The sequence below is a fragment of the Paenibacillus sp. HW567 genome, assembly GCF_000374185.1.
In the GTDB taxonomy this organism is placed as follows: domain Bacteria; phylum Bacillota; class Bacilli; order Paenibacillales; family Paenibacillaceae; genus Paenibacillus_AQ.
Genome location: NZ_KB910518.1, coordinates 3,691,907 through 3,703,860, shown reverse-complemented (window position 1 = coordinate 3,703,860; position 11,954 = coordinate 3,691,907). Strand labels below are relative to the sequence as shown.

Annotated in this window: 8 protein-coding genes and 1 pseudogene; 6 read left to right on the top strand and 3 right to left on the bottom strand. The window is 48.6% G+C overall.

Features of this window, described 5'->3' with window-relative positions; all coding sequences use genetic code 11:
- Positions 1-6: 6 nt before the first annotated feature.
- From B212_RS0116955 to B212_RS0116945, 3 genes are read left to right on the top strand one after another with little or no spacing between them, the layout of a single operon-like run.
- Positions 7-384: a hypothetical protein gene (locus tag B212_RS0116955; RefSeq protein WP_019912130.1), complete on the top strand. Its 378-nt coding sequence runs from the start codon at positions 7-9 to the stop codon at positions 382-384.
- A gap of 50 nt (positions 385-434) precedes the next feature.
- Complete coding sequence (locus tag B212_RS35395) at positions 435-2,111, top strand: hypothetical protein (protein ID WP_019912129.1); 1,677 nt, start codon at positions 435-437, stop codon at positions 2,109-2,111.
- A gap of 14 nt (positions 2,112-2,125) precedes the next feature.
- Positions 2,126-2,494: a DUF7674 family protein gene (locus tag B212_RS0116945; RefSeq protein WP_019912128.1), complete on the top strand. Its 369-nt coding sequence runs from the start codon at positions 2,126-2,128 to the stop codon at positions 2,492-2,494.
- Between the two features lie 691 nt (positions 2,495-3,185).
- On the opposite strand, the pseudogene B212_RS33870 reads toward B212_RS0116945, so the two are convergent.
- Positions 3,186-3,374: pseudogene (locus B212_RS33870) on the bottom strand (endonuclease V); the annotation flags it as partial.
- A gap of 284 nt (positions 3,375-3,658) precedes the next feature.
- Between B212_RS33870 and B212_RS0116940 the strand changes: the two are divergent.
- Positions 3,659-3,934 (top strand): HPr family phosphocarrier protein, encoded by a 276-nt coding sequence (locus tag B212_RS0116940; RefSeq protein ID WP_019912127.1) that lies wholly within the window; start codon positions 3,659-3,661, stop codon positions 3,932-3,934.
- Positions 3,927-5,636: a phosphoenolpyruvate--protein phosphotransferase gene (ptsP, locus tag B212_RS0116935; RefSeq protein ID WP_019912126.1), complete on the top strand. Its 1,710-nt coding sequence runs from the start codon at positions 3,927-3,929 to the stop codon at positions 5,634-5,636. Before B212_RS0116940 ends, ptsP begins: the two co-directional genes overlap by 8 nt.
- A 349-nt stretch (positions 5,637-5,985) precedes the next feature.
- Here the strand turns inward: ptsP and B212_RS0116930 are convergent, their stop codons facing one another.
- Positions 5,986-7,725 carry an SGNH/GDSL hydrolase family protein gene (locus tag B212_RS0116930; RefSeq protein ID WP_019912125.1) on the bottom strand — a complete coding sequence of 580 codons (1,740 nt, stop codon included), beginning with the start codon at positions 7,723-7,725 and terminating at the stop codon, positions 5,986-5,988.
- 222 nt (positions 7,726-7,947) lie between these two features.
- Here B212_RS0116930 and B212_RS0116925 point away from each other — a divergent pair, with 222 nt between their 5' ends.
- The gene (locus tag B212_RS0116925; RefSeq protein WP_019912124.1) at positions 7,948-10,890 is read left to right on the top strand and encodes a glycosyl hydrolase 115 family protein; all 2,943 of its coding nucleotides are present in this window, start codon (positions 7,948-7,950) and stop codon (positions 10,888-10,890) included.
- 226 nt (positions 10,891-11,116) lie between these two features.
- Here B212_RS0116925 and B212_RS0116920 read toward each other — a convergent pair whose 3' ends face one another.
- Positions 11,117-11,896: an AraC family transcriptional regulator gene (locus B212_RS0116920; protein WP_019912123.1), complete on the bottom strand. Its 780-nt coding sequence runs from the start codon at positions 11,894-11,896 to the stop codon at positions 11,117-11,119.
- Between the last annotated feature and the right edge of the window lie 58 nt (positions 11,897-11,954).

The window sequence follows — 11,954 nt, the reverse complement described above, 5'->3', positions numbered from 1 at the left end:
GTAATTATGAAAGAGAATATATATGCCCTATACAACGGAACCGAGTATGAAGCGGGTATCGCTAATGATCAGGAAGTCGTTTTGCGTTCGGATGACCCTGCAGTTCTAAATCAAGGATTTATTTTGTATAAAGGAATAAAATACATCAAAAAAGTTAGGAGAACCGAGTTAACAGATTTATATAAGAAATATTACCAGGCGAAATATAAGAACTACCCATTTGTTGTTACAGGGGATTCAGATGATAAGGTGTTAATTATTGCAACCAACATAGATTATAAAATTTGTGAACAGTTGGGTATGGAAATGGTAGATAGAGGTGTGTATCAAAAGTGGGTTCAAAAAAATGAAGTTGAATTAAGCATCACTCGAAAACCAATATAGATCTTTTTGAGAAATAATCTGTACGATTATTTCGGTTGAGGGGGAAGCGTATGGTATCAACGAAGCTAGTATTCAATGCGGACGAAGTCCAGCGTCTGCAAACGAAAATAAGCCAGGTGAGCCAGGACACAAATCTGCTGTACATGCAACTAAAAGGCCAAGTCAACAACTGGGGCGGCATTCCATTGGGACAAGACCTGGTACAGGCCCAGGTGCTGATCAATGAGCTAACGGTGGAGGCCGAAAAGCTCGAAGATATCATTCGTCAAGCCGTAAAGGGTGTTGAAGGTCTTCAGGAAGAGAACAAGCGGCAAGCAGGCCAACTCACCCAGCAGTTCAGCCTCTTTGCAGGCATGTTTGGAAGTTTTGGGGGAAGTGGAGGCCAAGGAAGGTTTTCGATCCCAACCGTTGCTCAGAAGGCAGTGACGAAACTGATCTCCTCTATTGCCGCTCTAACGGGCCGGGATGAGCTAAATAGCGATCCGGTAGTGAGGAATCTTCGAGACATCCTCCAGAAGTCTGGTCTGGGGACCATAGAGGGGATCGCTGCCCAAAGCAAACTAAACGATATCTACGAAGCGCGAAATCTGATTGCGAAGACGCAAACGGCCTACGAGGTCTATCAGGCATTTGGAAATCAAACGCAAATGAATGCGATACATAAGCTGGCGGAAGAGGCCCGCAAGAAGCTGGAGTCTCTGGGTGTAGATAGGGTTCAATATGAAGCGGAAAAAGATCTAAGCATATATTTCAAGCAGCCGGCGGTGAAGGCGTGTGACTACGATCCGTCGATCACGACCAGTAGTGTGCCGCTGGTACAGAATGAAGCGTATCTTCTACTGTTGCGAATGGCGATGGAACCGGGGGATCAAGGCGATTTGGCGAAGAGCCAGCTAGCTGGGAAACGGCTGGAGGTCAAAGAAGCGAGTGCCCACCTAGACGATAAAGGAGCCTTTGATTTTAGTGAATATGATAAAAAATTAATAGGAAACACATGGGTTCTAAGTAAAAATGGAGTCACAGACCAGAGAGCAGCCCAAGCGAGCATTGCCTATCAGAAAGCGGTTCAAAATGGAGAAATCAAAATAAAGCAAGAATCGCCGGGTGTGGATGTCATACAGGAACAGACGAAAGCGGCTATAGCGGGTTATAATTATTGGACCGGAGAAAAACTATCGAAAATACAAGCGTATGGGATAATCATAAGTGGTATCATGTATAATTTTCAAGGGATCAGTGGTTACCGTGGCAAAATAAATAAAAATTTAAAGCTACCTTTCGGAACGGTTAGAATTCCAAAGCCTAGTGTAAAAGAGCCGGTTACGGGAATACCCGAAATTGCTCCTCCAAAACCAATCAAGCCACTAGCGCAGGTGGTTAAGGGGACGGGTAAAGATGTAAATGGAGTTACTAATCTTTTAGACAAAATGCCCGAATTTACTGGTTCTACTAGAGAAAAATTGTTATCTGCAGTTCAAAGTGTAGATCTCAGAGGATTTATAAATGAACTTTATAGACCTGGTGCAAAAGTTGGAGATGGCGGAACTGCTGCTATACTTACAAAGGAGTTTCTCGATAGTGCTTTTCCAACGCATCTACAAAAAGCTCAGGACCAGTTAAGGGGGTTAAATAAGCTAGCGAAATCCGGGAAACTTAGCCTTAATGACTTAGATGTACTTGATGCTTTAACAGATGATTTAGAAAAGGCAATAAGACTGTTTAAATAGAGGAGTTGGTGGATATGAGTAAAAAATCGGAAGAATTCTTTAGAATAATGTTAGATTTCTTACCGTCGGCTGAAAATGAGTATAGAGAATCAATCGAGTATTACGGTGAGGTGCTAGAAACTATCATAATTGAGAGAGTATTCATGCCGAAAATAATTAAATTATTAAGCGAGGAAAGAAACATCAATTTGCTAGAAAGTATCTTTAAATATTTTGAAGAAGTATCTACTGATAAAGATGTTCACTTAAAGAGCATTTTTTCAACTACGGTGTTGGAAGTACTCGGAAATGACAGATCGATTTTAGGGACTGCACAGAAGTACATGGGAACCAAAACGATACAACTTCAAATAGAAGCTGATAGAGCATTAGGTAGAATATAGTCAGTACAGACTCATAAGATATTGACGGTTATCCATAATGCATAACCGTTTTGCTTTATTCCGAGGCAGAGGGGGGCCAGTACCGAATGAATCCATCATTCAACCAATAACACAAATAACCCATGTAATACCGTATAAAGATTACTCGAATTTCTTGTACGCACGTCAGCGCTTGAATTTGTAACCTAATTAACGCTATGCCGATATATCAAACAGGTCAATTATGGTCAGATACTACCATGTTTGACCTGTTTTTTGTTACCTTTGTTTTCTTACGGTTTTTTCGAATCCATTAGCAACTGTAGATTATTATGCAACGATTGGGACGGTGAGTAGGACATGAATCGCAACTTTCAAGATGGATAGTGCGACAACTACTTTAGTAAGGGCGGTATACAAAGAATTGCACTTTATCCGCAACATAACTGACTATTGCAACGATGATTACTGTGTCAATAACAAATTGGTAACGTGCCAGTTGACATATACAGGTAAGGCAACGTGAAGGCTAGCCACCTTGCCCTCTAATATAGTCCGAAATTCGTTGAAAAATTTGGGTCGGGGGATGAACGTGGAAGGAGTGAAAGTTTCGATTGACCGTATTGTTATAGACTTTACCAATGTCTATTGGAGTTTCTTCAATTCCCTTAGGGAACGGGAATGTCATTACTTGGATGCTTCATTTTACGTCCTAGATAAAGGATTTAAGTATCACATCCAAGTCAACGAATGAGTCTTTTTTCACAAATCGATCTGCTTGGCGAGTACTTTCTGGCAATTTATACTTGGGTGTTAGTTTTAAAGTCCATTCACTAGCTGTAGAAATTGAAATTCTATGACCAACAGAAACAAAAACAGGCTTAACATTATTCTGTGTTCTTGAACTTGTCCAGCAGCGGCTAACTTTAAAGGAGGGGGGGCCTATAGCCTCTCCCACTTGATTTGCTAAATCCCAAGAGTTATGCTATAAAATATAAGTGAATATTTTCGGGTTGTTACTGTTAAATCAGGCAAAACCACTACCTTTATTCTTGGGTATGGTTTTGCCTTTTTTGCATTATAACAGAACCGGAAATGGCTGCCCGGAATAGGGAAACCGCTTGTTTCCCGTGGCAGTATTCTTATACCATTTCATACCGAACAGAAAGAGAGTGAGAAATTATTATGCAAAAAACTTTCAGAATTATTGACGAAGACGGAATTCATGCACGTCCAGCCACAGCGCTGGTTAATACAGCAACCAAATTCAAGGACACTGAGGCTTTTGCAGAAGCCAAAGGCAAGAAGGTTACACTGAAGTCCATTCTTGGCGTATTGTCTCTGGGACTGGAAACAGGGGATACCCTGACCCTGATTACTGCAGGCGCTCAGGAAGCCGAGGCTCTTGGCGCACTTGAGGATGTAATGATTAAGGAAGGGCTGGGAGAGCTTCATGAGTAAGATTTCAGGAATCGCGGCTTCCGCAGGCATTGCCGTAGCCCGAGCGTTCATCCTGAAGCATCCGGATTATACGATCACGAAATCTTCCGTGAGCGATGTGGAAGCTGAGGTTGCCAAGCTGGAGCATGCTCTTCAGGTCTCCAAAGGCGAGCTTCAGCGGATTAAAGAACGTACGCTGGCAGAATTGGGCGAGAAGAAAGCGGAGATTTTTGAGTCTCATCTGCTGATTCTGGAAGATCCCGAGCTGATCAGTCCGGTAATGGATAAAATCCGTGAGGAAGCAGTAAATGCGGATTATGCCCTGCAGGAGGTTGCCAATCAGTTCATCGAAATGTTCCAGAACATGAAAAACGCTTATCTGCAGGAACGTGCAGCCGACATGCGTGATGTGACCAAACGATTGCTGAACCATCTGCTGGGGATTTCCTACGTAAGCCCGGCAGAGATCAGCGAAGAGGTCATTGTGATTGCCGAGGATTTGACTCCGTCGGATACAGCACAGCTCAACCGCAAATATGTAAAGGGCTTCACGACCAACATTGGCGGACGTACCTCACACTCGGCGATTATGGCCCGTTCCCTGGAAATTCCGGCGGTAGTCGGCACCAAAAATGTGCTGTCTGAGGTCAAAGCCGGAGATCTTGTAATTGTGGACGGACTGAGTGGAGACGTTCTCATAAATCCGGGTGAAGACGAGGTTGCCGAATACACCCGCAAGCAGGAAGCTTACAATCTGCAAATCTCCGAATGGCGGAAGCTGCGCGAGGAGCCAACGGTATCTGCTGACGGCAAGCATGTTGAGCTTGCGGCCAATATCGGAACGCCGAATGATGTAGCCGGCGTCATCGAGAATGGCGGCGAAGGCGTAGGCCTCTACCGTACCGAGTTCCTCTACATGGGCCGCGATAAGCTGCCGTCTGAGGAAATCCAATACAATGCCTACCGCACAGTGCTGGAGAACATGAATGGTAAACCGGTGGTTGTTCGCACCCTGGATATCGGCGGCGACAAGGAGCTGCCTTATCTGGAGCTTCCGAAGGAAATGAATCCATTCCTCGGCTTCCGTGCCATCCGTCTGTGCCTGGATCGCCAGGATATCTTCCGTACACAGCTTCGCGCTTTGCTGAGAGCCAGTGTTCATGGCGATCTTCGCATTATGTTCCCGATGATTGCCACCCTTGGTGAGTTCCGTGCAGCCCGCGATTTGCTGCTGGAAGAGAAGGCGAAGCTGCGTGAAGAAGGCAAGGAAGTATCGGATCACATTCAGCTCGGGATCATGGTAGAGATTCCTTCTACTGCCGTGCTGGCAGACCAATTTGCGAAGGAAGTAGATTTCTTCAGTATTGGCACGAACGATCTGATTCAATATACAATGGCTGCCGACCGTATGAACGAACAGGTATCGTACCTGTACCAGCCATACAATCCGGCAATCCTGCGTCTAATTAAAAACGTAATTGACGCTGCGCACGCAGAGGGCAAATGGGCCGGAATGTGCGGCGAGATGGCCGGTGACGCCACCGCGATTCCGCTGCTGCTGGGACTTGGTCTCGACGAATTCAGCATGAGCGCAACCTCCATTCTGCCGGCGCGCAGTCAGATTTCCAAGCTGTCGGCTGCCGATATGAAAGAGCTTGCGGCCAAAGCGCTGCAGCTCGGCACTGCTGAGGAAGTAGCGGCGCTGGTGCAAGCGATCCAGTAGTCATCGGGTTATCCGTTTTTTTCGTTTGAACTCACTTTTTCCAAATTACTTTATATAAGCTGAACTTAAGATTATCATATTAGGTTTGGACGTAACTGCGGGGAATGTTTGGACTTCCGGCCGCTGCCCGTCTGCAGATTTCTTGATTTATACCGCTCTTCGCGGTGGAAATCCGCAGACAGCTTATGCTTACGATGCCAGCTTTCCTACGGAAAGCTCTTAGGCGGTCGCTACCGCTCCTCCAGTTCCAAACTTCCCCTCCGCACTTCTACCTTTTATAAATTTTTAAGCCCAGCTTATATAGCCGGCATTCTCCTGGGAGGATGTCGGCTTTTTTTGTACTCTTGCGTTACTCGTTATAGCCAAAGCCCAGAATCGTAAAGCATTTGTCCTGATCTTCAGCCGCCATTCTGATTTCTATCTCATGCTCCTGGCTATGCTCATATTGATACAGAATGACCGGATTGCAGTGGGTCCAGTTGTTCACATGCGGATCAGCAGTGAGCGTAAGCTTGCCATCCACGAAAATATCCGCTTTCCCAAACTCGGGGCTGCCGGAATCCTTGTAGACGAGGATGAGATTTTTGCTGGTTATCTTCAGCTTGAAGCTGGTCTGGCCGGACGAAGCCGTATGCATCCAGTTATGTGGAAATTCTGGAGTCCCGGAGGGGTGGGCATCCATTTCAACCATCTGCAATTCCGTATCGCTCTCCGAGAAGCCGCCTGCTTCCAAGCTGACAGTGTCAATTAGGCATTTGCGGTCCAGCAAACGGGTGCCGGCAAAATCATTCCCGAGAACCGGAGGCTGATCCAGCGTGATATCTTCGTCGTCCGTAGGCGACTTATAGGTTTCGGAGAACAAGCAGGCGAGACAATCCGCCATTACCCTGTGGCCGTCATTTGTCGGATGATAGATATCATAGAAAAATTGCCGTTTCGAAATCAGGTTGCCTTCAGCTTTGCTCAGCCGGAACTGCTCCGTCACCGCGTCCTTTACGCTGACCATAGGCAGATTGTAGTGCCTGCCCACGGGGGAAAGGCGCTCCTGCAGATTCCAGTCATTCACAAATACGCTGAACAGGAGAATAACGGCGGGGCGGTTCTCCGCAGCAAGGATTTTCAGAATGAGGCTTTCAAAGCAATTGCCCTTCGTTTCATCGCCCTCATCGTTGACCGCGAATTCCACCACCACAATGTCCGGTGCTACAGTACCGTCCCTGAGAACATCTCTGTCATAGCGGATAACTCCAAGCTCCGACGGTGTTCCGCCTACTCCAGCCTTTACGTAATGAACGTTCTCTCCGCCGTCCTTGCCGAACCGCTCCTTGAATTTTAAATAGGACTGATAGGCATAACATTCGGTATGTATCGGCTTGGCTCCCGCGCCCTGCGTGATGGAACCGCCGATATAGGCGACGGTGACGTCCTCGCCCTTTACTGCCTTTTCAATGGCGGCTTTCAATCTTTTATTGTTGCCGGAATGCAGCAGAGACTTCGCGATCATATCACGGTATTCCTGCGAGTCAAACGGGACAGGAGGTTCAATTGTCAGCTCAGGCACGGCAAAGCCGTCATTCAGATAGAAAATAATGCTCGCCGTTGCCAGCTCGCCCTCGCGGCTGAATTCAAAGGCAAATTTGCCGGGAGCTTCATCCTCCTCGGACCATGCGGTATCCTCCAGCTTAAGGATGACCTCCGTTCCGTCGCCAGGACAGGGTAACAGCAGCCGGGTTCCCGTTTCATACTTGCTCGTTCTACCCCAGTTCTGGAGAAGAAAAGAGACCTCTGATTCTCTATTCGCCGTCTTCACCGACACACCGATGCTGTGCACCAATCTGCGGAATCCGCTCCAGCTTGAGAGTAGAGCCAGCATCTGCTCATCCGTGACTCCGCCGATATATCTGGCTTTATCTATCAGATAGCTGCCTTCCAGATAGATTTCCTGTGACGGCCTGCTCCCGGCCCGGGCAGTGGCCTCAATCGCTGTTTCGAACAGCACGAAAAATCCGCTTCTTCTCTCCACCGGGTCTTTGGGTGCTTTGGGGCCTTCCACTTTGCCGGTGGCAATGAAGCTGTTATTGTTTTCCACTTCAAATATCCTCGCTTTCTGACGGTTGTGAATGCGCTATCAACTTTTTTATTATAGACATGGTTGCATGTACAGCTCAACGATCAAAACGGAATTCCTTTAGTTATTACAAAAAGTTTCTAGTTTTCACATGGTGATTGAAACCGCTTTACTTATATAATGTGCCTAAGAATAAATGCACCTAAATATTTGAAATAAAGGATGCCAAGGAGAGAGAGTTCAATGACAACGAAACGCGCTGTGAATGCCGGAGAAGCAGAAGGATCAGGCAGCTTGGCGGAGCAGCCGGAGTACCCGGCAGTCAAGGATTTGACGCTGGTGAAGCAGGGGAAGGCAGCCAAGCTTTACCTGGACTCCAAGGGGGAGGATTATACCGGATTGCGCCGGGTGGCGGGGTCGTTCGCTGCCGATATGCAGCTAGTGGCCGGGGCTGCGCCTGAACTTTTCACACAAATTGAAGCGCTGGATGGAACGGTAATCATCGCCGGGTCTATTGGCAGCAATGAGGTTATTGATTCCCTAATCGCGGAGGGCGTCCTGGACGTATCCTCCATACAAGGCAGGAGAGAATGCTACCGTATCCAATTGATTGAGCGTCCGGTTGCCGGAGTCGATCAGGCGCTTGTTATAGCGGGAAGCGATAAGCGGGGGACGATCTACGGCATCTATTCGATTTCCGAAATGATCGGAGTCAGCCCGTGGGTGTATTGGGGGGACGTTGTACCGGAGAAGAAGCCGCTCCTGACCCTTTCCGCAAGCCAGCTCAACATTACCTCCAAAGAACCATCCGTAAAATACAGAGGGATCTTCCTGAACGACGATTGGCCGTCCTTAGGCTCTTGGGTGACCCGGGCGTTCGGCGATTTCAACGAAGCGTTCTACGACAAGGTGTTTGAGCTGATCCTCAGACTTAAGGGGAACTATTTATGGCCGGCCATGTGGAGCGCCGAATTCAGCCTGAACGGTACAACCAGCCCGATTGCCAATGCCCGGCACGCTGAAGAATACGGCATCGTCATGGGAACCTCCCACCATGAGCCTTTGTTCCGGGCCGGCAGCGAATGGCAGAAGGTATACCGGCAGTACGGCAGCAGCAACCTGTGGAATTTTGCCCGGAATAAAGAGGCCATCACCACTTTCTGGGAAGACGGCATCAGACGCAACAAAGAATTTCACAACCTGATTACACTAGGCATGCGGGGGGAGGAGGATTCTGCGCTGGAGGGCTCAGACCGGGAAAATATTGAGCTGCTAAAGGACATCATCCTCACGCAGAAAGCGCTGCTGAAGAAGTACAATCTGGATCAGGCGCCGCAAATCTTAGCCGTCTATAAGGAGGTTGAGAAATATTGGTACGGCACAGCCGAGGTGGAGGGACTCAAGGACTGGGATGTCCTGGATGATGTTACGATTCTGCTGGCAGACGACAACTTCGGCAATCTCCGCAAAATTCCGGCGGGGCGCGAGCAGCAGCGTTGCGCGGGCTGGGGGATGTACTACCATTTTGACTATCACGGCGGTCCTCATTCCTATGAGTGGGTGAATACGATTCCGCTTGAGAAGATTTGGGAGCAGATGTCCATGGCATTTGATTACGGTATCCGTGATGTGTGGATCGTCAATGTCGGAGACCTGAAGCCGATGGAGCTGCCGATAGCTTACTTTCTGGATTTGGCATATGATTTTGACGCATGGGGAACTGAAGCCATCAACCGGACTGCGGAATATACCAAGCGTTGGGTGGCACAGCAGTTTGGATCAGGCCTGGAAGCTGAGACGGTAGAAGGAATCGCGCAGTTGTTATCGGATTACACCCGCATGAACGGCCGGCGCAAACCGGAAATTATCACTCCATCTACCTTCAGCCTGGTCCATGACCATGAGGCGCAGAGAGTTCTGCAGCAAGCGCTGGAAATTGAAAATGCAGCCGATAAATACTATACATTGATTCCTGAAGCACATAAGGATGCCTACTTTCAGCTCGTTTATTACCCTGCTGTAGCATCTGCAAATGTGGTTAAAATGCAAATCTATGCAGGGCTGAGCAGCCTTTACGCGAAGCGCGGCAGTGTGCTTGCGAACACCTATGCCAAGCTGGCAGCCGAAGCCATCGAGCGGGATAAGGAGCTGGAGCGGGTCTACAACACGGAAATTTCGGGTGGAAAATGGCAAGGCATGATGAGCTCAGCTCATGTCGGGTATGTCAACTGGGATGCGGAAGGATGGAGTTATCCGAAGGTGAGCACAATCATCCCGGACCAGGGCGCTCAGATGATTATTGCTGTGGAGGGAACGGAACAAGCGTATGTGTCGGGTACGGCCAGTCTTCCGGTGTTCACCAATCTGCAGCGGGAGACGTATGACATTACGATCAGCAATGGCGGAGCAGCGGGATTTGAGTATCTTGCGGAGTGCAGCTCGGACTGGATCAGGCTCGATAAGACCCAGGGGCGGATTGACACAGGAGAGACGATTCAGGTTACTGTGGATTGGGAAAAAGCAGCAGGGACAACGTCGGGCGACATTACGTTCTCCGGCGCCGGAGGAACGGTGAAGGTGACGGCAGCCGTGGAATGGACGGACATTCAGGAGGTGCCGCCGATGACATTTATTGAAGCCCACCATGTCGTGTCGATTGAGGCGGAGCATGCCTTATGCCGTGTATCCAATTCCGGGGTGGAGTGGAAAATTATCGGGGGCTATGGACGTTCGTTATCCTCGGTCAAAATGTATCCGCACGGTGCCTCTTTTGTGCAACCGGAGCATGCGCCGTATCTGGAGTACCGGATTCTTGTACATCAGGACGGGGATTACCGCTTGACCGCTTATATTGCGCCAACAAATCATCTATCGCCGGTCAGCGGCTTGAAATATGCGGCAGGCTTTGACGGCGAAACGCCGGTCATTGTTGACGCCCTGCCGGCAGATTATGAGGGAGGCAATCATGACAATGAACCGTGGTGCCGCGCTGTAATGGATAATATTCATACCGTGACCACCCGGCATCCGTTGGCAAAAGGCATGCACACCCTCCGCTTTTATGGCCTCGATGCCGGACTTGTGCTGCAAAAGCTTGTGCTGTCCGCACGTCCGCGCCCCTACTCATACCTTGGACCACAGGAGAGCTTCTGTACCGGACAGTCCGGGGGAAGTTTGGAACTGTAGGAGCGGTAGCGACCGCCTAAGAGCTTTCCGTAGGAAAGCTGGCCGTATGATTAAGCTGTCTGCGGATTTCCACCGCGAACAGCGGTAATAATCAAGAATTCTGCAGACGGGCAGCGGCCGGAAGTCCAAACATTCCCCGCAGTTACGGCCAGACCTAATATGATAATCTAAAGTTCAACTCGTCTAGCCGGGTCAAAGAGAGGCCCTGCTAGACTAAGACCCTCCGTTATTTCAAAGCAGATGACGGAGGGTATCCTTTTATATGCTTGAAGACATTGCTGAAATAGGCAACATCATGATAACCGCAGTGCTCCGCTACCTCCGAAACATTGAACCCGCCTGCCGAGAGAATCATTTCCGCATTGTTCACCCGCACCCTGTTCATGAATTCCTTGCAGGTTGACCCGGTGTTCTGCTTGAACAGCTTGCCCAGATAGACCGGATTCAGGCCGACCAGATCGGCCAGGCTGCCAATCGTGACGTCTTCCGAATAGTGATCCATGATATAGGTCATCGCTTTATGGACCCGCGGATCAATGAGAGGTGCCTCCTGATGGTGGGCGATGCTCAGCAGACGATACACAAGCAGTTGGAATATAGCCCGTGCTTTCATCCTGTAGAAGGGCTGCTTGCCCATCCAGACATGCGAGAAATCTCTGATATCCTCCATAATCTCTTTGGTCATCCAGTTCCTGGTTACTGCTGCAAAAGGGAGCTGCACATGATTATCCGCCCCCTCCCAGAAGAAATTGAATGCGAAGGAATGCATCGGCGCTTCTTTGGAGGTTACGGCTTCCCGGATGCTGCCCGAAGGAACATAGAGCATGTCGCCGGCAGTGACTGTAAATTTCTCCCCGTTAATAGAATAGGTCGATTCTCCTTCGACGATGAACGTAAGATCATGGAAATCAATCTTGCTGCTGACGATCTGCCAGTCCGGAAATGACTTGCGGTCAACGAAAAGGCAAACATTCGGAATAAGGTTCTCATATTTACTAATGTGCATTACCCTCACTTCCTCCTTCCAATAAATCATAGCATCCCGGATTCGAATGTTAAATAGA